Below are 23,928 nucleotides of genomic sequence, written 5' to 3' on the forward strand. Positions count from 1 at the left end.
AGGGCGTGAAGCTCGCAGTTGGTCAGGCTAAGACCTTCACAGTGACCCTGACTGGTGATGTCGCAGCTTCCGGTGTCAACTGGGTTGCTGTTGGCGAGTGTGAAACCGTTGGCGAGGGCAACCCTGCCAAGGGCTTGTTCAACAAGGTCGCCATGGAAGATGATTCCGATGGGCCTGAGAACAACGACGCCTGCGTTCCAGTCATCAAGGAAGGCAAGCCAGCGATCAGCTTGATCAAGAAGATCAACGGCCACGACGCCAACACCATCGATGAGGCAGCGTTTGTCCGCGCAGGCGAGGACATGGACATCACGTTCATCGCCCGCAACACTGGTGACGTCACTCTCAACGATGTGAAGGTAACCGACGACAAGGTAGCCACGAAGGACATCAAGGCTCCGAAGGTGAAGTACAACGCAAACGGCGAAGAAGCCGGAGCGTTCAACGGAACCCTCGAGCCAGGTGAATACGCAGTCTTCACTGCAACCATCAAGGCACCTAAGGCTGGCGGTCACCACGTGAACGTCGGTACTGTCGAGGGCGTTCCTGAGATCCCAGGTGAGCCAGGCGAGCCAGGTAAACCAGGCGAGCCAGTCACCGACGAAGACGAAGCGCATGGCCTCGTACCGTCGCTGCACATCATCAAGTACATCAACGGCGAAGACGCCAACACCGAGGAAACCTCAGTTGCCGTCAAGCCAGGCTCGATGATGGACGTGACCTACAAGGTGACCAACACCGGCAAGGTCGAGCTGAAGGACCTCCGCGTACACGATGCGATCAAGGACCCAGCAGGCGACATCCGCGTTGACGGAGTCACCTGTGAATCCACGGTTCTGCAGCCAGGAGAATCGACCATGTGCGCAACGAAGATCAAGGCCCCAACCGGAGACGGTGAAAAGCACTTGAACGTTGCATACGCGGAAGGTGTGCCACCACAGCAGACCCCAGAGGATCCAATCCCGGGCGAGCCAACGCCGAAGGAGCAGCCGGAAACCCCGGTACGCTCCAACGACGACCCTGCGAACGCTCACACCCCGGTACCGAACGTGCCTCCAACGGAACCACCAACTCCAAGTGAGCCACCGGTACCGAGCGAGCCACCAGTGCCGTCGGAGCCTCCAGCGCCGGGGAACCCGCCGTTGGCACGCACAGGTGCGGAGGTTACCCCGTGGATGATCTCCGGGCTCGCAGCTATCGGCTTCGCTACCTCGCTCTTGCTGGTAGCGCGCCGACAGAAGGCATAACGCCCACCACGAATAGTTGCCCTAGCTAGCAACAAAAAGGTGCCGCACCAGGTTCAACCTGGTGCGGCACCCCTTTTAAAGCCTCGTGTTCGAAGCTCAGAAAACCTATCGATTACTTAGCACGAGCCGAGCCTCGGGAGAAGATACCCAAGATACCCAGCAAGATGCACGTTCCTGCGATCGCGCAAATCCACGTACGCAACTCGAAGAAGGTGCCCGTACCCGTGCCAAAGATAACGGAGCCAAGCCAGCCGCCGAGCAGGCCGCCCAAGATGCCAACCACGATGGTTGCAATGATTCCCATCTGGTCGCCCATGATGGCCTTAGCGATTGCACCGGCAATTAGACCTACGAGAATCCAACCTAGAAAACCCACGGTCAACACCGCCTTTCATATATAGGACACCCCCAAGGTGAGGGCGCCATCTATCTACGAGCCTACGGCAAATCTGAGAAATAGCGAGGAAACAGCGGAAATTACGCCGTAAGCATCGCTACTGTTAGGTAGATTTTTCAGTGGATAGTAATTTCTACCGAATGATAAATGACGGATGTAAGTAAGTCGGCGTTCTGTCTATCATGGCGGTGCAATACACGACGGAAACATCCACGCGACGGACACGAGACGCTCGAGCGCCTCAGATTCCGAGCGGCTCAAAAGATAGGAGCGCGTACGCATGACGGGACGTCACACGGCTGAATCGATCACCCGCCGGCCCATCGCTTGGCACGGGTCAGAGATGCAAGGCATGGTCCGCCCATGGGACCTCACAGACGAGGCCGTACAGCAAGTGCGTGACTGGCTCACCGCTGCTCGTGACTACCCCGTAGATAAAGCGGCGCAACAGCTCGCCGGCGTGCTCTCCGACCCTGACGGCCTCGACTTCACCGTGGGCTTCGTCGACCGCGTGATCCGCACCGAAGATGCTGCCGCCGCGGCCAAGGCACTCAACGAAATCGCCGCGAAAGTTCCAGCCTTCCTCCCGTGGTATCTGCAGAGCGCTGTGAAAGCCGGCGGTACCCTCGGCAAGCTAGCTCCGCGCGTCGTGATCCCGGCGGCACGCGCGGCACTGCGCAACATGGTCTCCCACCTCATCGTCGACGCCCGCCCAGACAAGCTCACCAAAGCTATCAAGGCGCTGCGCACCGAGGGCATCGACCTCAACATCAACCTGCTGGGCGAAGCGATCCTCGGCCAAGAGCAGGCCGCACACCGCGTTAAGGGAACCAAGGAACTCATCGAACGCCCTGATGTTGACTATGTGTCGATCAAGGTCTCCGCGACCGTAGCCCCGCACAGCCCGTGGGCTTTCGATGAAGCCGTCAACGACATCGTCGAGCACCTGCGCCCGCTCTACCGTGCAGCCAACAACTCGAGCCCGCGCACCTTCATCAACCTTGACATGGAGGAATACAAAGACCTCGACCTCACGCTCGCGGTCTTCACCGAACTCCTGGCCGAAGACGAGTTCAAGAACACCGAGGCCGGCATCGTGTTGCAGGCATACCTGCCGGACTCCTACGCCGCGATGAAGCGCCTTCAGCGCTTCGCGGCCGAACGCGTCGCTAACGGTGGCGCCCCGATCAAGGTCCGCCTCGTTAAGGGTGCGAACCTCCCGATGGAACAGGTTGAAGCGCAGATGCGCGGCTGGACCCAGACGGTGTGGTCCACCAAGCAGCTCACGGACGCGAACTACAAGGCGATCCTCGACTACGCGCTCACCAAAGACCATGTCAAGAACGTTCGCCTCGGTATCGCAGGTCACAACCTCTTCGACATCGCGCTGCATTTGCACCTCATGCGTGCTCGCGGCATCGAACCGGGCGGCAAGGACGTCGAATTCGAGATGCTTCTGGGCATGGCAAGCCAGCAAGCCCAGGCCGTGCGGCAGGACGTGGGTCGGCTTCTGCTCTACACGCCGGTGGTCAAGCCGGATGAGTTCGATGTTGCGATCTCTTATCTGGTGCGTCGCCTCGAAGAGGGCGCGACTGAGGATAACTTCATGTCCGAGGTCTTCAACCTCGACGATGACCCTGCCGCGTTCAAGCAGGAAGAAGACCGCTTCCGTGAATCTGTCAGCATCCTGTCAGAATGGACCGAGGCGCCAGTTCCGCGCCGCTTCCAGGACCGCAACGAAGAGGACTTCAGCAAGCCAACCTGGGACGCACGTTCACAAACGAGCCAGACACCGACCCGGACCTCGCCTGGAACCGCCTATGGGGCGGAGAGATCCTCAAGAAGATCCCGACCAGTACCCTCGGCAACGAGACGGTAGCCGGCGCGAAGGTCAAGGACACCGCCCGACTCAACGAGGTCTACGACGCCGCCCAGAGGGCTGCCGACGTGTGGCAGGGACTCAGCGCAGACCAGCGTGCCGACGTGCTGCACCGCGCCGGTGACAAGATGAAGGCCCGCCGCGCGGACCTGCTCGAAGTCATGGGCTCCGAAGTTGGAAAGACGCTGGCCCAGGGTGACCCTGAGGTCTCCGAAGCCATCGACTTCTGCAACTACTACGCAGAACAGGCGCGCAATCTCGGCAACTATGCCGGCGCGGAAGCCGAGATGGACAAGGTCACGCTCGTGACCCCGCCGTGGAACTTCCCAGTCGCGATCCCAACCGGCTCGACCGTCTCCGCGCTCGCCGCGGGCAGCGCGGTCGTGATCAAGCCGGCCCGCGCATCGATCCGCTGCGGCGCGGTGTTGACCGAATGCATCTGGGAAGCCCTCGACGAAGCCGGCCTGCCGCGCGACATCCTGCAGATCATCGACGCCTCCTCGCGCGACCTGGGCGATGCGATGATCACCGATGAACGCGTGGGCCGCGTCATCCTGACCGGCGCGTACGAAACCGCGCAAGCCTTCCACGAGATGCGTCCAGGCCTGCCGCTCTTCGCGGAAACCTCGGGTAAGAACGCGATCATCGTGACCCCATCCGCTGACTACGACCTCGCGGCAAAGGACATCGTGGACTCCGCGTTCGGTCACGCCGGTCAGAAGTGCTCCGCGGCATCGCTCGTGATCCTTGTGGGCCAGGCAGGCCGTTCCGATCGCTTGCACCGCCAGATCGTCGACGCCGCACAGTCGCTCGTGGTGGGCTACCCGGAGAACCCGGAGTCGATCATGGGTCCGGTCATCGAGAAGCCAGGCGAGAAGCTGCGCCGCGGACTGACCCAGCTGGAGCCAGGGCAGACGTGGGTCCTCAAGCCACAGCCGCTCGATGACTCCGGCAAGCTGTTCTCCCCAGGCATCCGCGCCGGCGTCCAGCCCGGATCCGAGTTCCACCTCACCGAATACTTCGGTCCTGTGACCGGCGTGATGCAGGCTGAAACCCTCGAAGAAGCCGTCGAATGGGTCAACCAGATCGACTACGGACTCACGAGTGGTATCCACTCGCTCGATGCCGAGGAAATCCGTTACTGGCAGCAAAACATTCAGGCCGGCAACCTCTATATCAACCGCGGCATCACCGGCGCGATCGTCCAGCGTCAGCCGTTCGGCGGCTGGAAGAAGTCCGCAGTCGGAACCGGAACCAAGGCCGGTGGCCCGAACTACGTCCCATCTATGCTGCGCTGGAAGGACTCCAGCAACGGCCTCGGCCCAGTGGACCGCCGCGTCATCGTCTCTACCCCGCACTATTCGATGCTCGTGCACACGTTCGCGCAAGAAGCACGCGCCTGGCTCGAACCGGCGCTCGTTCAGGACGACGCGGACATCAGCTTCTTCGAAGGCCTCCAAGATGCCACAGGCCTCGACGTTGAGGTCAACGGCTTGCGCTACCGCCCTGTCATGGTCCGGATGCGTGTGGCCACGGTCGAGGAAGAAGACCTTGTGCGGCTCGCCCGTGTGGTTGCGGCTGGCTGGCGCGTACTTCGTGCAGTCACCGACCGCGTAGGCACCGCCGCTAAGCAGCGCATGGAAGTCTCGCTTCCAGCTGATGCGCCCGTTGGCATCGCTGACGCCTACCGTCAGCTGGGTGCCGAGGTTGTCGTCCAGAGCGAAGAGGCGTGGCTCAAGACCTGCGCGAAGCTATCTGAGAATCCAGATGGCAGTCGCGTGCGCCTGATCGGCCGGGAAGGCACCCCAGAGATGGAAGCCCTGGCTCAGGCCACCTTCGAAGCGACGACGCAGGCCCCTGACCTCTCCGTCAACGACCATCCGGTGACCCGCTCGGGCCGCATCGAAATGTTGCCGTTCGTCCGCGAACAGGCTGTGACGATGACCGCGCACCGCTACGGAACGGTCAACAAGCTCGCTCGCGAGGCGCTCGGCGACGTCACTCGCTTGTGATGTGACCTAGCCCAGACGTTTGTGGCCCGCTCGAAACCTTCGAGCGGGCCACAAACGATGTATACGGGACTATCAGCGTCCAGGCAGCTTAGGTACCTTCGGCGGGAGGAACGTGCCCACACGCTCAAGCATCTCCTGCGTGATGCTACTGGAGGCTTTCTGGAGGCTCTCAATCAGCGAGGCAGGTTCCTCGGCTGGATCCGCGAGGATCACGTCTATAGCGCCGATCGCATGCCCGTGAGGGCCTATCACCGGTACGGCGAGGACTTCGGTGTTCTCGTGAACAAAACCGGGGTAGCGGGCGTATCCCTGGCTGCGGATCGTCTCGACCTCGTGGCGCAGCCGCGGGTGCGCTGTGGTCATCGCTTCGCCGTGTTCTTCCATGTACTCCGAAACCACCGACATGGATGAGTAAGCGAGTGTTGCCATCCCGGTCGCCGTGTCGTGCACGGGGAGACGCATGCCGCGGTGGACTCCAATGTAATCGGCTCCCTCTTGCTCGCACACGTACTCGACGATGAGCATCTCGTTATCCTCAAGGATCGAGAAATGCACGCCCGTGCGCACGATGCTGTGTACATGAAGCATGTGTAGGTGGGCTACCTGAGCCACCGTCTTGATGCATGACCCACGGTTTCCGATCTCCCACAAGCGTAAACCTGGCAGATATTCGCCATGCTCGTCCCGGAGCAGTAAACCCAGCTCTTCCAGCTGGTTCACAATCCGGTAGGTCGTGGTGCGTGGGATCCCGGAGAGCTCAGAGATCTGGGCAACCGTGAGGGTCGGATGTCGATGATCGAAGCAATCCAGAATCCGGACGGCCCGCTCAAGTATGGGCTCGTTGCGTGTTGCCTGGCTGACGTCGCTCATCACCAGCCACCTTCCTCGCCGTCATCCCATAGGCCAAGCTCATCGTCCTGCGGCTCAAGCATGCGTGCGATCCGGTCAGTATCGACGTCGTCAGCCCGCGGCACCGACCACCGTGGCGCCTTATCTTTATCAACGAGTAGCGCGCGGATGCCCTCAACAACATCAGGGGTGTCCATGACGTAAGACGCGGCGCGATGTTCGCGCTCAAGGGCGCCCCGCAGCTCATCCTCGGCGCGAGACTCCCGCACGAGTTGCAGCGCAGTCTCGCACGCAATCGGGGAGTTAGCTCGGATCCGCTCAGCGGCCTCCGCCGCAGCCGGCCATGGTGAGGCATCCAGCTTCGCCAGAATCTCCGCGACATCGCTGCCCGCGTACGCTTCATCAATCCACGCACGCTGAACATTCAGTTCGGAATGCTGCGGAACCCCATGCATGATCTGCAAGCCCATCGCCAAGTCCTGCCCTGGCAACGCACACAAATCAGCAATCGAAGACAAAACCTCTTCAACCGCATCCTGCGCGATGCAGAAATCCGCGAGACCGAACTCAACGGCGTCACCCGCACCGATGGAATCACCCGTCAACGCAAGGTGCTCGCCAATCCGACCCGGCGCACGGCCGAGCCACAGCGAACCACCGACGTCGGGAACATAGCCGACCCGCACCTCCGGCATCGCAAGCCGCGAATCCGGGGTCACGATCCGCACCGAAGCCGCCGATGCGATACCAAAGCCCGCGCCCATCGTCACGCCGGTCATGAAAGAAACAACAGGCTTAGGGTAGGTCTGGACGGCGGCGGCGAGCTCGAACTCGGCGGCGAGGATGCCCAGCATCTGTTCGGCCTCGCCGGCGAGTAGTGCGCGCCGGAAATTCTGTAGGTCGCCGCCTGCGCTGAAGCCGCGGGGGCCTTCGCCAAGGAGCGCGATCGCTTTGACGTCACCGTTGTATCGCCAAGCGCGCAGGGAACTGTGAACGGCCTCGACCATATCGGGCATGAGGGCGTTCAGTTTGTCAGGCCGATTCAGGCGGATCAGACCCAACCCTTGATGCACGCTGACATCTACGTGCTCGCTGTGTATCGACATGAGCTTCTCCGGTTCCAAGGTTGATCTATGGTCATAGTAACCCGGAATGACCCGTGAGTAACATCACAATGTGCGAATTGTGGACACCGGAGGCCGAATTACCGACCATTCGTTCTGTAATTGAATAAAAATACTGTAATTCCGCGCTTAACTATCCGGTGTACCGGACAATTGGAGGCCTATTTCGACCACGCCTCACCCGTGGAAATGACGGATGCCAGGCGGTCCTCGTGGCTAATCGCATGGTGCGAAAGGATTAACTCATCAGCCTGAGTCTCCTCGGCCATCTGCCGCAACTGCTCAACCACTCGCTCCGGCGTCCCTACAGCGGAGTAGCTCATCATGTTGCGCACCTGGTTGCCGGCGGGCATCTGCAAAATCTGATCGATTTCAGCCTCGTTGAATGGCTGCGAACGGTTCCGTCCCAGCATCGATTGGACGCGGCGACGCAACGCGAACTGGAACTGATCGTTAGCCTCAGATGCCGTCGGAGCCGCCACAACGCCAGCCGCGACCGTGACGCGAGGCTTGTCCAGTCGTTCGGACGGCTTGAACTCTTCGCGGTACACCTTGATGGCTTCATGCAGGTGCGTCGGCGCAAAATGCGACGCAAACGAATACGGGAGGCCCAACTTTGCCGCCAGCTGAGCACCATAGAGGGAGGAACCCAGAATCGTGACCGGGATAGTGGAATCCGGTGTCGCCGGATAAGCCTCAACCCCAGGGATGCGCGACGGCCCATCCAGATAACCGAGCAACTCCATGACATCGGATGGGAAGTGCTCTGCCGCGTCGGGGGAGCGGCGCAGCGCGCGCACCGTAGCCTGATCCGTGCCTGGAGCGCGGCCCAGACCCAACTGGATCCGGCCAGGGTAGAGCGCCTCGAGCATCTTGAACTGCTCGGCCACAACGAGCGGCGCGTGGTTCGTGAGCATCACGCCAGCCGCGCCTACCCCCAAAGTTTCAGTGCGTGCGGCCACGTGCCCCATCAAAACCGCGGTAGCCGTCGACGCGATCTCACTCATGTTGTGGTGCTCGGCGTAGTACATGGTTTCGTAACCGCTACGCTCAGCCGCCTGCGCGAGCTCAACCGCATTCATAAACGGTTGTTGTGGCTGTCATTGCGGCGGGCCGGAACAAGATCCAGCAAGGACAACGCCGGAGCTTTGGTTGGAACAGAAGACGAAGAGGACGCCGTTGAAGTAGCCATAGTAGCTAGTTCAACGGCGGCCTCAGTGGAAATATTCCGATGCGCGGGCGGTCTGCTTATGCGCGGGCCGTCTTGGCGTTGCCCAATCCGTAGCGGCTCGAGCTCGCGTTCTCCCAGTGTTCCTTCCACATGCGTGGGGAATCGCTGAGCAGTTCACCCGGCTCAAGCCACGTGAACAGGCGTGCAAACGAATCGTTGTTGTCAGGCGAGACGTTGCGGCGCAGCATCGCAGGGGAGAGGTCCTCAACACGAGTCACGCCCATCGAAGCCATGATCTTGACCGCCTGAGCCACAGTCGCCTGGTGGAAGTTGTAGACGCGCTCAGCCTTCACATCCACATCCAAGCCGCGCTCAAGGCGAGGGTTCTGCGTAGCCACACCAACCGGGCACGTGCCCTCAGCGCAACGCAACGACTGGATGCAACCCAGCGCGAGCATCATGCCGCGCGCCGAGTTTGTGAAGTCAGCACCCTGAATCAGGCGCTTGACGATCGCGTTACCTTCAGCGATCTTGCCGGAAGCGCCGATCTTGACCTTGTCGCGCAAGCCAGCGCCCACGAGTGCGTTGTGCACAATCATCAAGCCCTGGGTCAGAGGCATACCCATGTGGGTTTCGAACTCAACCGGAGCAGCACCAGTGCCGCCCTCAGCGCCATCGACCACAATGAAGTCCGGCGCCGTGCCAACCTCGATCATCGCCTTGCACATAGCCAAGACGTCCTCGACCGACGTCACGCACAGCTTGTAGCCGGTCGGCTTGCCGCCGGAAAGCTCACGCGTCTTGGCGATGAACTCGATGAGCTCGGTCGGGGTCTTGAACGCCGAGTGCCCAGGAGGAGAAACACACTTCACACCCTCAGGAATGCCGCGAATCTCCGCGATCTCCTTGGTCACCTTAGGACCAGGCAGAACACCACCCAGGCCAGGCTTAGCGCCCTGGGACAGCTTGATCTCGACGGCCTTGATCTGCTCGTTGCTCGAAACATCGCGGAAACGCCCCGGGTCGAACTTGCCGTCCTGATCGCGGACGCCGAAGTAGCCTGTACCGATCTCAAGGATCAGATCGCCGCCCTGCTGGTGGTACGGCGTGAAGCCACCTTCGCCGGTGTCGTGCGCGAAGTTACCCATGCGCGCACCCTTGTTGAGGGCCTTGATCGCGTTACCCGAGAGGGAACCGAAGCTCATCGCGGAGATGTTCAACAGCGACATCGAGTATGGCTTGGAGCAGTCCGGTCCACCAATCTCAACGCGTGGCGGAGTCTGTGGCGGTTCAAGCGGGTTCATCGAGTGAACCATCCACTCGAAACCAACCTCGTTGACCTCAGCCAACGTGCCGAAAGCCTCCTCGGCCTTCTTGCCGTCGGCGCGTGCGTTGACAAGGTCACGCGTCGTCTTATCGAACGGACGGCCATCCCAGTCGCGTTCGATGAAGTACTGCTGGATCATCGGGCGGATCTTCTCCAGCTGGTACCGCGCGTGCCCCAGCACGGGGTAGTTACGCAGAACGGCGTTCTTCTTCTGGATGAGATCGCGAACAGCTACGCCGCCCACGGCAGCGGCGGCACCGATCGCTGCCCACGTACGCTTCTTGAGCTTCTTGCTTGCCACAGTCATCCCCTTGTTGGCGAGGTGAGATAGTCCCAGGCTATCCCTTCCAGCGGGTAGATAGCACGGTCACACACGGATAAATCGCCGCCGATGTGCCCGCAGCTCGATCTTCGCCCGTGCATTAAACGCCCGATGCGACGCAGGCTGAACACTGAAGTGTTCGCTTGCGCCGCATCGGGGCTTAAGAATGAGTTGAGTGAACCTGCGCTTAGAGCGGGGTGATCTCCGTAGCCTGCAGGCCCTTAGGGCCTTCAGCTACAACGAATTCCACGCGCTGGCCCTCTTCGAGAGTGCGGAAACCAGTCGTCTGGATTGCGCTGAAGTGAGCGAACAGGTCATCCGAAGAGTCATCCGGAGCGATGAAACCGAAACCCTTATCCGGGTTGAACCACTTGACGGTTCCAGAAGCCATACGAGCTTTGTCCTTTCTGCGCCCAGCCTTTGTGTGCTGGGCTAATGCCCAGGGTGTGGGCGGTGTTACTACCTTGACTCGCGGCGTGCTGACCGGTCCGGACTGCCTTCGGCGAACAAGATCTGCCTGCAGATGCACAGGCGTACGATTCACGCTACTTTATCGGCGCGCTTTCCTCTAGCGCCCCGCTGCACTCACAGCTCATTCACAAGGCAGTCGAGCGGCAAACGCGAGCCAGCTGGGGCGGACTCGGTGCGAGTGAGGCGCGGGTGCGGCCTCAGCTGAGGTCTAGATCCTCGATGTTTTCAACAGAAGGAACCCACGATGCGCGCAACTGATCCATCTGGCGGCGTTCCTTTTTCGTGGGGCGGCCGGATCCGCGTGGCCGGACAGGCACCGCGGGAATCGCAGGTTTGACGCGCTCCGGAGTGTGGTCGATGTATGCGGTCGCCGCTACTTGTGCAGAAACGCGTTTGACCAGCGGCTTCACGACCTGCAGATGCCGGTCGAAACCGTGCCTTCGAATGCGGACGTTATCGCCCGGCCTGATCGCATACGCCGGCTTCACGGGATCACCGTTGACGCGAATATGTCCTGCCCGGCACGCAGCTGTGGCCTCCGAGCGCGTCTTGTACACGCGCACGGACCACAACCATGCATCGATACGAGCCTTCATGAATGTGCCAGCAGTCAGCTTTGTGCGAGCTGCTTGACTCGCTTAGCTCGCTTCTTAGCGATTTTCCGGACCCGCTTCTTTCGCTGGCGGTACGCAAGGTCATCCACCTTGGACTCCCTACCCGTAAACACCTTGATGACGGCCCATGCCGCAGCGGTCAGCGGAACCGCGAGCAATGCGCCGATGATGCCAGCAAGCACCGTGCCGGCAGTCAAAGCGAACAACACAACGAGAGCGTGAACCCGCAACGCCGAGCCCATAACGACCGGCTGCAGGAAGTTGCCTTCCAACTGGTTCACCACAATCGAACCGATGATGATCGCAAGAGCAGGAATCCAGCCATTCGTCACCAAAGCGACCAAAGCCGCGAGGATCGAGCTGACCAACGCACCCACGATCGGGATGAAACCGCCAACAAAAACAACCAAGCCCAGCGGGAACCACAGCTTCACGCCAAAGACGAGCATGACCAGCGCGATACCTGCCGCATCGACCGCCGCAATAATCGCGGTACCGCGCACATAGCCGCCGAACGTGTCACGCGCACGCACCGCAGCGGTGTGCCACGTAGGCTGCGCCGACTCCGGAACCCACGAGTGCAGGAAACTCCAGATCTTGTCGCCATCACGCAAGAAGATCGCGATCGTGACAATGAACGTACCCATGCCAGCAAAGAATGTGCTCGCTGACGACAAGCCAGCAACAGCACCCGTGCTAAACGTTGAACTGGTCAAGAACTTCTTGACCTGCTCGAGCGCTTCATCCATCTGGCCAGAGTTGAACTGGATGCCCACCTTATTGGCGAGATCGCGCGCTTGGTTGAAACCCTGCACCGCCGAATCCACCAGGCCGCTCCACTGTGTAGCGATCGTCGCTGCGACGCCGCCGACGACACCGCCCAACACCAGAACGGTGGCCACCACAACGACAACCGCGGCCCACGTATCGGACATCCGCCGGCGAAGCCACTCGATCACCGGCCACGCGGCGCACGCCAGGATCGTCGCCAACAGAACGGGGATCACCAGAACAGAAACCTGGATCAGACCATAAATCAACACCGAAGCCAGCGCGATGATGAGCAAAACCTGCGCGCTCCGCGCACCCGCGCGACCCCAGCGGTCCTTCCACGGGTTAGGTAGACCCTCTACGGTCGGCAAGCCGTGAGACGTGTTGGCCTCCGTGCTACCGGAGACCTCCGCTGGCTTCTGCGCCGCGGCGGGGATATGGGTGCGGGTTTCGTGCTGATTCATAGCTCTATCTTGGCACGTTTACGGCTTCACTAGCCGGCCGGTGACGTCAAGCGGGACGCTTTCGCTAGAATCCACACTCGTGAGCTACGCAATCAACCCCACCGACGGAACCCGCATCTACTACGAAGTGACAGGCGAAGGGCCAGCGCTGATCTTCCTGCACGGGTCCGCTTTGTCGCGAGTTATCTGGCGCGGACTCGGCTATCTCAAAGGGCTGCCTGGCTACAGCCACATCCGCATCGATGCGCGAGGCCACGGGAAGTCCGATAAACCCCATGAACCGTCTGCGTATGCGATGGAGCGCCTGGCCGAAGACGTCCTCGCGGTCATGGACGCTGAAGAGATCGCAACCGCCGGAATCGTCGGTTACTCACTCGGCGCACGCACAGGCTGGCAACTCATGACGACGGTCCCGACCCGGTTCGCAGCGTTTGTTGCGCTCGCCGGAAGCCACCGGAAGCAAACCGGTGAGATCAAGAATATTTTCTTTCCCGGCTACCTCGAAACCTTGAAAAACGGCGACATCGACGCGTTCGTTGCGGGCTTCGGGCCGGGGCTTGACCGCGCCACAGCGCTCGCGTTCAAATCCAACGATCCTCTAGCCCTCTACGCGATGTTCGCCGAGATGGAAGACGCCGAGAGGAGCATTCCGGACACGCTCATCGCACAAGTCAGCACGCCAGTGCTCGCGATGGCCGGCGACCAAGACCCGCGGCGTTACGCCGATTCGCAGGACCAGGCGCAGATCGCCCAGAACTGCCGCTTCCACCCGCTACCTGGCCGCAACCACGCCGGAACGCTGTTCTACGCGCAAGACAACCTCGCCGTCATCAAGCCGTTCCTGGACAAGAACTACCCAGGAACGGCTTAGATGGGGCTGGGTTAGTACCTGGCCTAGCCGGTGAAGGTCGACTTGCCCGTAACGCCACGGCCGATCAACAGGGCCTGAACCGTTTCCGTGCCCTCATACGTGTGTAGCGCCTCGATGTCCGCGAAGTGACGAGCCACCCGGTTCTTGATCAAGATGCCGTTGCCGCCCAACAGGTCACGCGCATCGGCCGCAATAGAGCGAGCCGCACGCGTAGCGGTGAACTTAGCGAGCGATGCGAGCTCACCCGAAAGCTCCCCGCGATCCTCCAACTCAGTGCAGTGACGCGCCAAAAGTTGCGCCTGCACGAGGGTGGACTGCATGCGCGCCAAACGCTCATTCACAATCTGAGAATGCGCGAGTGGACGGCCAAACTGAGTCCGCTTGCTCGCATACTGCGCAGCCACCTCGTACGCGCCCATCGCAGCACCAACAGCCGCCCACGCAACACCTAGGCGGGTAGCAAACAAAACCTGCGCCGTATTCTTGAACGACTGCGCGCCCGGCAATACGTTCTCGTCCGGAACAAACACATCCTGCAGGTCAATCTCCGCCTGCCACAAGCAACGCAAAGCCAGCTTCTCCTTCAAATGGAACGCGCTGTAGCCCTCCGAATCCTGCGGAACAATGAAGCCCTTGACCTGGCCGTCGTCGGTATCGCGGGCCCACACAATCGAAATCGCAGGAGCGCCAAACTCAGGACCGATAGCGCCGTTACCGATCCACTTCTTGGCTCCAGTGATGCGCCAACCGCCATCGACCTTGGTGGCCGAAGTTTCGAGGCCGATCGAATCGGAGCCGTGAGTCGGCTCCGTCAACGCAAACGCGCCCGCAACACTGCCTTCAGCGAGCGCCGGGCCCCACTTCTGCTTCTGTTCCTTCGAGCCGCACAAATCAACCGAACGCAACGCCAAACCACCCTGGACGCCGACGATGGTCGACACTGACAAGTCAACCCGGCCAAGTTCCATGCCCACCATTGCGGCTTCGAGGCGGCTTGAGCCTTCGCGGCCATCGACCCCGATGCCGTCACGCAGCAGATCAGCCTCGCCCAGCTCCTTAGTCAGGTGGGCTGGGTACTCGCCGCGATGCCAAAAATCGTCGATGACCGGCGCAACCTTCTCAAGCGCGAAAGCACGGGCACGTTCGCGCGCAGCCTGAGCGGCCTCCGGAAGGTCATTGAAGACGCCCGCCGGGTCGACATTCGGTGCGTCAGGACCGGTTGGGTACAGATCGTAATCAGGTTCTGTGAGCGAAGCCGGGCGGGAAGGGGAAGGCTGTGGAGCGGTGGAGGAAGCGTCAGACATGGGAACTCCTGAAACGAGAAGAAGGCAACGGGCGGCAGGGTTTGAGTAAAACCCTGAGCTGAAATAAAACCTTGAGTTACCCGTAAGTAACCAGATGTGATCAGCCTAACATTTTGCGCGAATTTGACCAGATCCAGACGCGTGAAAACACGAGTGATCAGACCTACTTCACCGCGCATCTAGGCATCCACCAGCAACATGTGAAACGCTGACACCTATGAGATTCCTAGCGAACTGGTTCACAGCCCTGCCCGCAGAAAAAGCGAGCCCCAAGGCAAGTGACGGTGCAAGCGACGGGGCCAGCGACAGTGCAAGCCCAGACGCATCGGAATCTTCGCAACCATCCACGGGATCCAGCCCCTCCGCAGAACCCAGCTCAAGCCCCAGCGGTTTCCTTGAACCAGACCCAAGCGAGCCCACGCTGCCAGGCCTCGAGCCCATCGTCGAAAACGCACCATCCACCCTGCGGCCATGGCTCGCCTTCGGCATCCCGATCGTCGCTGCGCTCATCATCACGTGGCTCGTGTGGTTCATCCTTGCGCGGATCTTGCGGAAACGCCCACGCGTCAAAGAACAGCTCGGACGCCTCCAGATCCCCGTATTCTGCCTGCTGCTCTCCGTGGGGCTTATGTTCGGTACGCCGGGCGTCATCGAGGAGAAAGAGCTCGCGGTTGCGCTCGCCGTGATCCTCAAAGTCGCGGCCGTCGCGTCCATCACGTGGCTTGCTGTGACCGTGCTTTCGGTCGTGGAAGTCTCCGTGGTCGTCCACTACGAAGAATCCGGCGATCCGCGCCAAGTAGCCAAACTGCGCACCCAAATGACGCTCATGCGACGCCTCGTGACGGCGATCGTGCTCGTGCTCGGCGTGGGTGCGGTGCTGCTCATGATCCCGAGCGTGCGCGCGATGGGCGCAACAGTCCTCGCGTCCGCGGGCTTGATCTCGGTGGTAGCTGGCCTCGCGGTTCAAGGCGTGCTGACCAACGTGTTCGCGGGGCTGCAGCTCGCGTTCAGTGACGCGCTCCGTGTAGAAGACATCGTGGTCGTGGAAGGGCAGCGCGGTAACGTCAAGGAAATTACGCTGACCTACGTTGTCGTGAAGCTCGTGGACGGGCGGAAAATGATCCTGCCCTCGACATACTTCACCACCACGCCGTTTGAAAACTGGTCACGCGGCGGCGAAGAAATCAACGGCTCCGTAGTTCTCGACCTCGCCTGGGATGCGCCGGTTGCGGCGCTCCGCAAACGCGTGGAACAGTTGCTGGATGCAACCGACCTCTGGGATGGACGCGTTGGCGAAACGGTCGTCACCAACGCCGCCGGCGGCAACATGGAACTCACCGTCATGTTGAGCGCCCGTAACCCCGGCGACCTATGGGACCTCAGAAACTACATCCGAGAAAACCTCGTCCACGAAGTCATGACGAAGTACCCAGGCTCCCTCCCGGAGGTCATCGGTGGCGGCGGCGCGGCCTAACCGGCCAACGCCGTCTAACCGCCAACCGCCTAACCGAAATAGACGCCGATGCGCTTGCCATCGATCTCGTGGATCGGGATCTGCATCTGATACACCTCAGCGAGCTTTTCGGTCGTCATGAGCTCTTCCGGGGTGCTCTGCTGAACCAAACGGCCATCGCGCATCGCCACAATCGTGTCGGAATATACTGAGGCGAAGTTGATGTCGTGCAGCACCACAACCACCGTCTTACCCTGCTCATCGACAAGGCGACGCATGAGCTTCATCATCTCCACTGAGTGACGCATGTCCAGGTTGTTGAGCGGCTCATCCAAAAGGATGTAGTCGGTGTCCTGCGCCAAAACCATCGCGATGAACGCGCGCTGACGCTGGCCGCCCGAAAGCTCGTCGAGGTACTTGAACGCGAGCGGAGTAATGTCCATCTCCTGCATCGCCTGCGCGATGATCGCGCGGTCCTCACGAGTAGCCTGACCACCGTTGTGCGGGAAACGGCCGAAACCCACGAGGTCGCGCACACGCAACCGCAACGAAACGTGGTTGTCCTGCCGCAAAATAGCGAGCTTCTTCGCCAAGGCCTTCGACGGCGTCTTCGAGACGTCCAAACCATCGACCGTGACGCTGCCTTCCTCCATCGGAATCAGGCGAGAAACCATCGAAAGCAGCGTGGACTTGCCGGCGCCGTTAGGGCCGATGATGCTCGTGAGCCCACCCGCCGGGATCACCGTCGTGACATCGTCCACCACAGTCGTGGCGCCGTACTGCTTGGAAACGTTCTTGATTTCGATCATGACTTCAGCGATCCCTTCAGCAACAGCGTGATGAACACAATGCCACCAGCAAACTCAATCACAACGGACAACGTGGTCGAATGGCCGGCAAGCCGCTCAACAACGAACTGACCCACGACCAAAGCGACCGCGCCGATCAGCGAAGAAACAATGAACAAGGTCCCGTGACCAGCCCCTGGGAGAGCTTGATACGCGAGCGAAACCACAAGCAGGCCGAAGAACGTGATCGGCCCGACCAAAGCGGTGCACGTAGCAACCAGAACCGCAGACAAAATAAGCACGATGGTCGTGACCTTCTGGTGGTCGATGCCGAGGCTGGTTGCCATGTCACGCCCCAACGCCATCGCGTCCAGGGTGCGGCGCATACGCCACGCGAAGAACACGGCCACGGCGACAACCACAGCAGAGGCACCCAGAAGAGTAGGGTCAACGCGGTTGAACGACGCGAAGAATAGGTCCTGAAGTTGCGTGAATTCGCTCGGGTCCAGCAACTTCTGCAGAAGGGCCGAAATGCCGCGGAACAACGTCCCCAAAACGATGCCGACCAACAGCATCAAGTGCAGATTGGCGGTGCGCCCGGTGAACATCCAGCGGTACAGCAGAACCGCGAACAGGACCATGAGCCCCAGCTCGATACCGAAGCGCAGTAGCGGGGAAGCGGTCATCCATGCGGTGCCACCCAAAATGAATACCGCCGTGGTCTGCAACAAGATATAGAGCGCGTCCATACCCATAATGGACGGGGTCAAAATCCTGTTGGCCGTGACCGTCTGGAACGCGACAGTCGAAACCGCCACCGCAACCGCGCACACAATCATCGCGCCAACACGGGTGCCGCGCAGCTTCAACGCGAAGTCCAATGCCCCCAGGAGATCCCACGTCAAAAAGAACGCGACCGCAATCGCGAGCCCAGCACCCATCGCGGCAATCCAGATCCACGCACGCCGCGCATCGCGCCGTTCAGCCTTCATACCTTGAGCGACCAGCTCATCCAGGGTGGGGGACGGTGTTGCAATCGTCTTCTGGTCAGCCATGTGCAGCCTCCTGTGCAGCGCTCTTGCGCATCGCGGCGGCCTTCTTAGCCGCCTGGCGGGCCCGCTTCTTCGACGACGGCGGAACGTTCTGGTAGCGCTGGTGAATGATCATGCTGAGGAACACGATGGAGCCCAACACGGACATGATCATGCCCACCGGAACTTCGTATGGGATCCGGATGAGGCGGCCGGCGATGTCGCATGCCAGGACCATGCCGGCGCCGATCAACGCGGTCCACGGGACTGCGCGGCGCAGGTGGTCGCCCACAAGAACAGAAACGAGGTTAGGGACCACGAGGCCCAGGAACGGGAGGGCACCCACGGTTGTCACGGTCACCGCTGAGATAAGAGCAACGACAGCCATACCGAGGCGGACGGTGACGCGATAGTTCATCCCGATCGATGTGCAGAAGTCGCTACCGAGCCCGGCCGCGGTGAACCGGTCCGCAGCGATGTAGCCGACGAGGCCGACGACCGCGACGATCCACAACAGTTCGTAGCGGCCCTGGATGATTCCGGAGAGGTCGCCGATCATCCATGCGTTGAGGGTCTGAAGGAGGTCGTTGCGGTAGGCGACGAACGTTGCGGCCGCCGATACGACGCCGCCGAGCATGATGCCAACCAGCGGGATGAGGAGTGTTGCGCGCGTCGGGAGGTTGTTGATGATCGCGAGGAACAGTGCGGTGCCGACGAGAGAGAAAACCGTGGCCACGCCCATCTTGCCGATCACCGGCATGGCTGGAACAAAGATCGTGACGGCGAGGATGCCGAGCATCGCGGATTCGGTCGAGCCGACCATGTTCGGTTCAACGAAGCGGTTGCGTGCCAGCTGCTGCATGATGAGGCCGGAGATCGCGACGGCGGCGCCGGCTAGGAGCGCGGCAACGGTGCGCGGGACGCGTGAGATCCAAAAGACCTCTTCCGCTGCTTTGTCACCATTGAGCAGATCGGAGACGGACAGCGGGGCCGCCCCCACGAAGAGTGAGACGCCTGCGAGCGCGATGACTGCGGCGAATGCCAGGAGGAGGACCCACCAGCGGGTCGCGAACGATTTATCGGCTGGCCCGAAGGTGACACGGCGAGGCCCCGGTGAAGGCTTCAGCTTCGCCCGGGGCGGTGTGTTGGCTGTCGTTTTGTTCATGGTTATTACCGAGTTAATCATGAGGCGACGATGGAGCGACGTGCTCGAATCATGCGTTCCGGTTGTTCCCTATGGTTGACGTGCCGAATGGTTGACATGCCGATGGGTGGGGCGTCGTTGTCGACGCCCCACCCATCCGTGGTTTATAGGCTAGTTGAGCGCTGTTTCAACTTCATCGATCATCTTCGGAACCGTGGTCAGGCCGTAGCCAACCAGGTACCACGATGCGGAGTCGAGGTAGACGATCTTGTTGTTCTTAGCGGCATCAGTCGTGTTGACGAGTTCGTTGTCGAGAACCTTCTTGGCTGCCTCGCCGCCGGATTCGCCGATGGCCTGGTCTCGGTCGATCGCGAAGATCACGCCTGGGTTCTTGTCCTTGACGAATTCGAAGGAAACCGATTCGCCGTGAGGGCCTTCCGACTTCACGTCAGCGGCTGACTTGAAGCCGAGGATGTCGTTGATGAGAGCGAAGCGGGAGCCGTTGCCGTATGCGGTGAGCTTGCCGCCGGAAACCATGACGGTCAGGCTGGTCAGGCCGGACTTTTCAGCGCGAGCCTTGACGTCATCGATGCGCTTTTCGAGCTCGCCCAGCTTTTCGTCGGCTTCTTTTTCCTTGTCGACAATCTTTGCGAGGGAGCGAGTGTTTTCCTCGAAGGACTCGAGTGGCTTCGTTGCGTCGACGGACATGTCGATGGTCGGTGCGATCTCGCGGAGGTCCTTGTAGGCGTCTGCGGTGCGGCCGGAAATGATGATGAGGTCTGGCTTTTCAGCTGCGACCTTCTCGAGGTCCGGCTCCTTTGGTCCGCCGATCTTGGTGTACTTGTCGGCCTCGAGGTACTTCATCTGCTCTGGGTAGACGAACTTGGCGACGCCTGCGACGTCGGTGCCGAGAGCCTTGAGCGTGTCAGTGGCAGCGAGGTCGTAGCTGAAGATCTTCTTCGGGTTCTTCGGTACCTCGGTGGTTCCCTGTGCGTGTTTGATCTCGACGGTTTCCGCCGAGCCCTTCTCGTTTTCTCCGTTGGCGGAGCAGCCGGTCAGCGCGAGGGCTGCGGCGGCAACGACGGCGGTGAACCGTGTTGCGAGACGTGTACGCTTCATGGGTTTCTCTCGTTCTATCTATCCGTTGGGAAGGCGGTGCGGATGTCCCGAGGCCGCCGGTTTTGATTAGGAAACATATTTGTTTCGTAATCGTCTGAGTATGAGGTTAGGCGATCCTATTCAGGGTGCGCAAGTGGAGGTTTCTTTACGGGCGGGTGGAGTGGAGGTTTCCTCTTCGTTTTAGGTGGATGTTCACGAAAACAAAACGCCGCCCGGTGCGGAACCTTGCGGTTTCGCGCCGGGCGGCGTCATTGAATTGTGGGTTATGTCACAGTTAGCGTTTTGTTGAGCTCGCTGAGTTTGCGACTACTTTCTGAGCGGTTTTCGCTGGGATGAAACGCAAGAGGAAACGAGCCAGACGGTAGCGGCGGGATGGGATGCACAGGGCTTTGCCTGTCGCTGAAGCGTGGAGGCTTTCCCGCACGACTTGTTCTGGCTGGAGCCATGCGATTTTCGGTACGCGGCTGACGTTCATGTTCATGCGTTCGTGGAAGGACGTGCGGGTCATACCGGGGCAGACCGCGGTCACGGATACGCCGCGCTCTTTGTAGCGGCGGGATGCGTATTCGGAGAATTCGACGATCGCGCGTTTCGCAGCGGAGTAGGTGCTGACTCCGGTGAAAGCCGCGATCGATGCGATGTTGATGATGCGGCCGCCTCCGCGTTGGATCATCGCTGGGATTGCGGTGTGCATGAGGCGCAGTGGGATTTCGGTGTGGATGCGCCAGTGGTCGCGTTCGTCATCCCACTCGCTTGAGGCGAAGCCGTTGATGAGCCCGAAGCCTGCGTTGTTGACGAGCAGTTCAACGGGGTCGATGTCTGAGCTGAGGCGTTTCTCTACTGCGGCGATGCCTTCTTCTGTGAGGAGGTCGCCGATGAGTGTTTCGACGTGGACGGCGTAGCGGCTTTCGAGCCGGTGGGCTACGCGTGCTAGCGCTTCGGCGTCGCGGGCGCATAGCACGAGGTGCCGGCCTTGCGCGGCGAGTTGTTCTGCGAATTCTTCGCCGATCCCGGCGGTTGCTCCGGTGATCAGTGCTGTACGGTGTGGGGCGTTGAGTGGAGCTGGGGTGGTGTCCATAATGCAACCCTAATTCTTTGGCGATGTGGCGTGAACTCTTTGGCGACGGGATGGCGGCGATGCCTGGCCGCGCTGTCTGGGGCGACGTGCTTACGCGCCTTCTTCGAGTGCAGCGAGCTGGGCGCTCACGGTGTGTTCCGCGGCGGGCCGGACTGACGCGTCGACGTCGGCGTAGACGATGTCGGTCACGTTGGTGACAGTCGGTTCGTCGCCGCGTTCGCGTACGGTGCGCACGGCAGTGCGGACTTGTTCGAGGCGTTCGCGGCGGTGGGCGAGGTATTCGCGGGCCGTCTCGGCTACAGAGGGGAGGAACCCGGCGTGAGCGGGCAACGCTGGGATGTCGCCGAGTGCTTCGAGTTTTTCGAGCGAGTTCAGGTAGTCGGTGAGTCGACCATCCGGGTGGTCGATGATCGTGGTCCCGCGGCCCAGGATCGTGTCCGCGGTCAGCACGCCAAGGGGGCGCGCATCGGCGGCTGATTCAACGAGGATGCTGATCGAGTCCGATGTGTGGCCCGGCGTCGCCATGATCTTCAGCTGGATGTCGGCCCCGGTAACCTCGATGACCTCTCCATCTGTGAGGGGTTGCTGGTCTTCACTACAGAACTCAGGGCTGATCGCGCGGCTTGGTGCGCCGCTCAGCTTCCGTAGCCGCTCGAGGCCTCCGACATGGTCGGGGTGCCGGTGGGTGAGCACGATGAGCGCGATCGGGTGCGAGGCCAGCGCGGCCTGGTGCTGTTCGTCGTCCTCACCTGGGTCGACAACGATCGCCCCGGCATCGCTGGGGATCCAGTATGTCTGTGTGCCGTCCAGCGTCATGGGGCCAGGGTTATTCTGCTGCAGCATCCACACGCCCTCGACAGGCGTCGCAACAGCGCCGTCAATAATTGCGCCATCGGGAACAGCGCCATCAACAACCGCGTCCACATTCTGCTCACTCTGTGTCATGCCCCCAGTATGCAGGAACCCCCTGACAGTTTTCGGAGGTCGGCGGTTCCCGTGTGGGGTGGGTGTGCGACTAAAGTTGTCGTAGTGACCCGTGAAGTATCCGCGCCTGCCTGTCGGCAAGAGGTGGCGGCGCGACGGGAACGGTCAACGGTAAGGATTGAACTGTGGGTGTAGGTGTCCGTTTGTCTCGGCGCGTGGTGGTGGTGCTTGCTGCCGCGATGCTGTTGTTCTCCGGTATGTTCGCGGGCTTTGGGGCTCAGAGCGCGTTCGCGCATGACCAGCTCATCGCGGGGGATCCACCTTCGGGTAACGCGATCCAGAAGGCCCCTAAGAAAATCACGTTGACGTTCTCTGGCGAGATCAAGCAGGTCGCTGGTGGCGAGGCGAATCAGATCGTGGTTGTGGACCGTGACGGTAACGAGTTCACGCACGGAGACATCACGATTAAGGGCACCAAGGTTTCGAGGGATTTGAAGCCGCTTCCGGCTGGGACGTATGACGTCCAGTGGTCGGCTTTGTCATCGGATGGCCACCGGATTCAGGGCGACGGCAACTATTCCTTCACGATCACAGAAGGCGCTTCCAAGAAGGAAGTCGATGCGTGGGAGAAGAAGCACGGCGAGGGCAGCTCGGAAGAGCCTTCGGATAGCGATGCGGCCGGGCAGGGGACGGAAGGCTCCGAAGGAACGGGTGCGGACGCTAGCTCGCAGCCGCAGGCATCGGGCTCGGCTGATGCTCAGGAAGGTTCAGTGATTCCCGAGTCGACTGCGGACACCACGACCATCATGTGGATCGTTGGCGCAGCGTTCGTGGTGGTTTTCTTGATCGGTCTTGTCCTACAGCTGACTCGCAAGAAGTCGGCGCATCAGCGCCACTAGGAAGAGCGCTAGTAGAAAAACTCAGCCTCTGCGGCGAGCGTTTTGTTCGTCGCATGCGTGGTTGAGACGAACCAGCATGTCGAGCAGTTGCATGTGCTCTTCGGCGGTGAGCGGGTCGAACACGGTTTCACGCACGAAGGTCACGTGGTCTGGGGCGGCGTTACGCAGGACATCCCACCCGCGTGGGGTCAGGATCACGTCTTGAGCGCGCCGGTCGTGGCCTTTCGACGGGGCGCGTTCGACGAGGTCGCGTTCCTCCATGCGTCGCAGCAAGTGGGAAAGGCGGGAACGTTCCCAGCCGAGCGCTTCGGCTAGTTCGCCGGCGCGCACGCGGTGCTCGGGGGAGTCCGAGAGCGTTGCCATCACGGAGTATTCGCCGGTTGAGAGTGCGGAGTCGTGGAACAGCTGCCGGTCGAGCGTTGACGGGAAGCCCCAGATGAACTCGCGGAGCGCGTACCAGAGGTCGGCTTCTTGCTCGTTGAGCCACCGCACGTCGTCGTGGGACGGCGGGCCGGGGTCCTGAGATGGCGTGCTGTGTTCAGGGTTTTGTTCTCGGGTCATCGCAAACACTCTCCATGTCGTTGATGTATCAATGGTCACATGGTCCGGATGCGTAACCAAGTCTTTGTCGGCCTCCATCGCCCCCGTCAGCACGCGCCGTCCCCGCAC

Annotated in this window: 22 protein-coding genes; 6 read left to right on the forward strand and 16 right to left on the reverse strand. The window is 61.0% G+C overall.

Going from position 1 to position 23,928, the window contains the following annotated elements:
- Positions 1–1,247 (forward strand): DUF7507 domain-containing protein (locus CAY35_RS09655; protein ID WP_445934051.1); only part of this gene is annotated, 1,247 nt, incomplete at its 5' end.
- A gap of 112 nt (positions 1,248–1,359) precedes the next feature.
- On the opposite strand, the gene CAY35_RS08745 is transcribed toward CAY35_RS09655, so the two are convergent.
- A complete protein-coding gene (locus CAY35_RS08745; protein ID WP_109304266.1) occupies positions 1,360–1,623 on the reverse strand; it encodes a GlsB/YeaQ/YmgE family stress response membrane protein in 264 nt (87 codons plus the stop codon).
- Positions 1,624–1,924: 301 nt separating this feature from the next.
- Between CAY35_RS08745 and CAY35_RS09900 the strand changes: the two genes are divergently transcribed.
- A complete protein-coding gene (locus tag CAY35_RS09900; protein ID WP_258265726.1) occupies positions 1,925–3,523 on the forward strand; it encodes a proline dehydrogenase family protein in 1,599 nt (532 codons plus the stop codon).
- Positions 3,490–5,535 (forward strand): aldehyde dehydrogenase family protein, encoded by a 2,046-nt coding sequence (locus tag CAY35_RS09905; RefSeq protein ID WP_258265730.1) that lies wholly within the window; start codon positions 3,490–3,492, stop codon positions 5,533–5,535. Before CAY35_RS09900 ends, CAY35_RS09905 begins: the two co-directional genes overlap by 34 nt.
- Before the next feature lie 72 nt (positions 5,536–5,607).
- On the opposite strand, the gene CAY35_RS08755 is transcribed toward CAY35_RS09905, so the two are convergent.
- From CAY35_RS08755 to CAY35_RS08785, 7 genes are all read right to left on the reverse strand, one after another.
- Positions 5,608–6,405, reverse strand: coding sequence for an IclR family transcriptional regulator (locus CAY35_RS08755; protein WP_109304238.1), 798 nt, complete (start codon positions 6,403–6,405; stop codon positions 5,608–5,610).
- Positions 6,405–7,490: an enoyl-CoA hydratase/isomerase family protein gene (locus tag CAY35_RS08760; RefSeq protein WP_109304239.1), complete on the reverse strand. Its 1,086-nt coding sequence runs from the start codon at positions 7,488–7,490 to the stop codon at positions 6,405–6,407. The genes CAY35_RS08755 and CAY35_RS08760 overlap by 1 nt, the downstream gene beginning before the upstream one ends.
- Positions 7,491–7,669: 179 nt before the next feature.
- Positions 7,670–8,590, reverse strand: coding sequence for an LLM class flavin-dependent oxidoreductase (locus tag CAY35_RS08765; protein WP_109304240.1), 921 nt, complete (start codon positions 8,588–8,590; stop codon positions 7,670–7,672).
- A gap of 166 nt (positions 8,591–8,756) precedes the next feature.
- Positions 8,757–10,307, reverse strand: a complete 1,551-nt coding sequence (locus CAY35_RS08770; protein WP_258265727.1) for an FMN-binding glutamate synthase family protein — start codon at positions 10,305–10,307, stop codon at positions 8,757–8,759.
- A gap of 208 nt (positions 10,308–10,515) precedes the next feature.
- A complete protein-coding gene (locus CAY35_RS08775; protein WP_035756264.1) occupies positions 10,516–10,719 on the reverse strand; it encodes a cold-shock protein in 204 nt (67 codons plus the stop codon).
- 277 nt (positions 10,720–10,996) lie between these two features.
- The gene (locus CAY35_RS08780) at positions 10,997–11,395 is read right to left on the reverse strand and encodes an RNA-binding S4 domain-containing protein (protein ID WP_109304242.1); all 399 of its coding nucleotides are present in this window, start codon (positions 11,393–11,395) and stop codon (positions 10,997–10,999) included.
- Between the two features lie 14 nt (positions 11,396–11,409).
- Entirely contained in the window at positions 11,410–12,648 is a 1,239-nt protein-coding gene (locus CAY35_RS08785) for an AI-2E family transporter (protein WP_109304243.1), read from the reverse strand.
- Positions 12,649–12,727: 79 nt separating this feature from the next.
- Between CAY35_RS08785 and CAY35_RS08790 the strand changes: the two genes are divergently transcribed.
- Entirely contained in the window at positions 12,728–13,519 is a 792-nt protein-coding gene (locus CAY35_RS08790) for an alpha/beta fold hydrolase (RefSeq protein ID WP_181377549.1), read from the forward strand.
- A gap of 23 nt (positions 13,520–13,542) precedes the next feature.
- Here CAY35_RS08790 and CAY35_RS08795 read toward each other — a convergent pair whose 3' ends face one another.
- Entirely contained in the window at positions 13,543–14,823 is a 1,281-nt protein-coding gene (locus CAY35_RS08795) for an acyl-CoA dehydrogenase family protein (RefSeq protein ID WP_109304245.1), read from the reverse strand.
- Positions 14,824–15,040: 217 nt separating this feature from the next.
- Between CAY35_RS08795 and CAY35_RS08800 the strand changes: the two genes are divergently transcribed.
- The gene (locus tag CAY35_RS08800) at positions 15,041–16,297 is read left to right on the forward strand and encodes a mechanosensitive ion channel family protein (RefSeq protein ID WP_109304246.1); all 1,257 of its coding nucleotides are present in this window, start codon (positions 15,041–15,043) and stop codon (positions 16,295–16,297) included.
- A 29-nt stretch (positions 16,298–16,326) separates the two neighbouring features.
- Here CAY35_RS08800 and CAY35_RS08805 read toward each other — a convergent pair whose 3' ends face one another.
- From CAY35_RS08805 to CAY35_RS08830, 6 genes are all read right to left on the reverse strand, one after another.
- On the reverse strand, positions 16,327–17,085 hold the full coding sequence (locus CAY35_RS08805; RefSeq protein ID WP_109304247.1) for an iron ABC transporter ATP-binding protein: 759 nt from the start codon (positions 17,083–17,085) through the stop codon (positions 16,327–16,329).
- Positions 17,082–18,119 (reverse strand): iron chelate uptake ABC transporter family permease subunit, encoded by a 1,038-nt coding sequence (locus CAY35_RS08810; RefSeq protein WP_109304248.1) that lies wholly within the window; start codon positions 18,117–18,119, stop codon positions 17,082–17,084. Before CAY35_RS08810 ends, CAY35_RS08805 begins: the two co-directional genes overlap by 4 nt.
- The gene (locus CAY35_RS08815; RefSeq protein WP_109304249.1) at positions 18,112–19,260 is read right to left on the reverse strand and encodes an ABC transporter permease; all 1,149 of its coding nucleotides are present in this window, start codon (positions 19,258–19,260) and stop codon (positions 18,112–18,114) included. Before CAY35_RS08815 ends, CAY35_RS08810 begins: the two co-directional genes overlap by 8 nt.
- A 150-nt stretch (positions 19,261–19,410) precedes the next feature.
- Positions 19,411–20,358, reverse strand: a complete 948-nt coding sequence (locus tag CAY35_RS08820; RefSeq protein WP_109304250.1) for a siderophore ABC transporter substrate-binding protein — start codon at positions 20,356–20,358, stop codon at positions 19,411–19,413.
- A 274-nt stretch (positions 20,359–20,632) separates the two neighbouring features.
- Complete coding sequence (locus CAY35_RS08825) at positions 20,633–21,436, reverse strand: SDR family NAD(P)-dependent oxidoreductase (RefSeq protein WP_109304251.1); 804 nt, start codon at positions 21,434–21,436, stop codon at positions 20,633–20,635.
- 90 nt (positions 21,437–21,526) lie between these two features.
- Entirely contained in the window at positions 21,527–22,381 is an 855-nt protein-coding gene (locus CAY35_RS08830) for an MBL fold metallo-hydrolase (RefSeq protein ID WP_258265728.1), read from the reverse strand.
- 164 nt (positions 22,382–22,545) lie between these two features.
- Between CAY35_RS08830 and CAY35_RS08835 the strand changes: the two genes are divergently transcribed.
- Positions 22,546–23,259, forward strand: coding sequence for a copper resistance CopC family protein (locus tag CAY35_RS08835; RefSeq protein ID WP_109304252.1), 714 nt, complete (start codon positions 22,546–22,548; stop codon positions 23,257–23,259).
- Positions 23,260–23,280: 21 nt separating this feature from the next.
- Here the strand turns inward: CAY35_RS08835 and CAY35_RS08840 are convergent, their stop codons facing one another.
- Positions 23,281–23,820: a MarR family winged helix-turn-helix transcriptional regulator gene (locus CAY35_RS08840; RefSeq protein ID WP_101630847.1), complete on the reverse strand. Its 540-nt coding sequence runs from the start codon at positions 23,818–23,820 to the stop codon at positions 23,281–23,283.
- Positions 23,821–23,928 lie beyond the last annotated feature (108 nt).

Origin of the sequence: Pseudoglutamicibacter cumminsii (genome assembly GCF_003143995.1) — a bacterium.
GTDB classification, from domain to species: domain Bacteria; phylum Actinomycetota; class Actinomycetes; order Actinomycetales; family Micrococcaceae; genus Pseudoglutamicibacter; species Pseudoglutamicibacter cumminsii_B.

Bases quoted from the DNA above. Each gene is read 5' to 3' on its own strand.
- CAY35_RS08785 (WP_109304243.1), bottom strand. From the start codon at position 12,648: ATGAATCAGCACGAAACCCGCACCCATATCCCCGCCGCGGCGCAGAAG.
- CAY35_RS08795 (WP_109304245.1), bottom strand. From the start codon at position 14,823: ATGTCTGACGCTTCCTCCACCGCTCCACAGCCTTCCCCTTCCCGCCCG.
- CAY35_RS08805 (WP_109304247.1), bottom strand. From the start codon at position 17,085: ATGATCGAAATCAAGAACGTTTCCAAGCAGTACGGCGCCACGACTGTG.
- CAY35_RS08765 (WP_109304240.1), bottom strand. From the start codon at position 8,590: ATGAATGCGGTTGAGCTCGCGCAGGCGGCTGAGCGTAGCGGTTACGAA.
- CAY35_RS08825 (WP_109304251.1), bottom strand. From the start codon at position 21,436: ATGGACACCACCCCAGCTCCACTCAACGCCCCACACCGTACAGCACTG.
- CAY35_RS09900 (WP_258265726.1), top strand. From the start codon at position 1,925: ATGACGGGACGTCACACGGCTGAATCGATCACCCGCCGGCCCATCGCT.
- CAY35_RS08830 (WP_258265728.1), bottom strand. From the start codon at position 22,381: ATGACACAGAGTGAGCAGAATGTGGACGCGGTTGTTGATGGCGCTGTT.
- CAY35_RS08755 (WP_109304238.1), bottom strand. From the start codon at position 6,405: ATGAGCGACGTCAGCCAGGCAACACGCAACGAGCCCATACTTGAGCGG.
- CAY35_RS08775 (WP_035756264.1), bottom strand. From the start codon at position 10,719: ATGGCTTCTGGAACCGTCAAGTGGTTCAACCCGGATAAGGGTTTCGGT.
- CAY35_RS08840 (WP_101630847.1), bottom strand. From the start codon at position 23,820: ATGACCCGAGAACAAAACCCTGAACACAGCACGCCATCTCAGGACCCC.
- CAY35_RS08760 (WP_109304239.1), bottom strand. From the start codon at position 7,490: ATGTCGATACACAGCGAGCACGTAGATGTCAGCGTGCATCAAGGGTTG.
- CAY35_RS08810 (WP_109304248.1), bottom strand. From the start codon at position 18,119: ATGGCTGACCAGAAGACGATTGCAACACCGTCCCCCACCCTGGATGAG.
- CAY35_RS08780 (WP_109304242.1), bottom strand. From the start codon at position 11,395: ATGAAGGCTCGTATCGATGCATGGTTGTGGTCCGTGCGCGTGTACAAG.
- CAY35_RS08800 (WP_109304246.1), top strand. From the start codon at position 15,041: ATGAGATTCCTAGCGAACTGGTTCACAGCCCTGCCCGCAGAAAAAGCG.
- CAY35_RS08815 (WP_109304249.1), bottom strand. From the start codon at position 19,260: ATGAACAAAACGACAGCCAACACACCGCCCCGGGCGAAGCTGAAGCCT.
- CAY35_RS08820 (WP_109304250.1), bottom strand. From the start codon at position 20,358: ATGAAGCGTACACGTCTCGCAACACGGTTCACCGCCGTCGTTGCCGCC.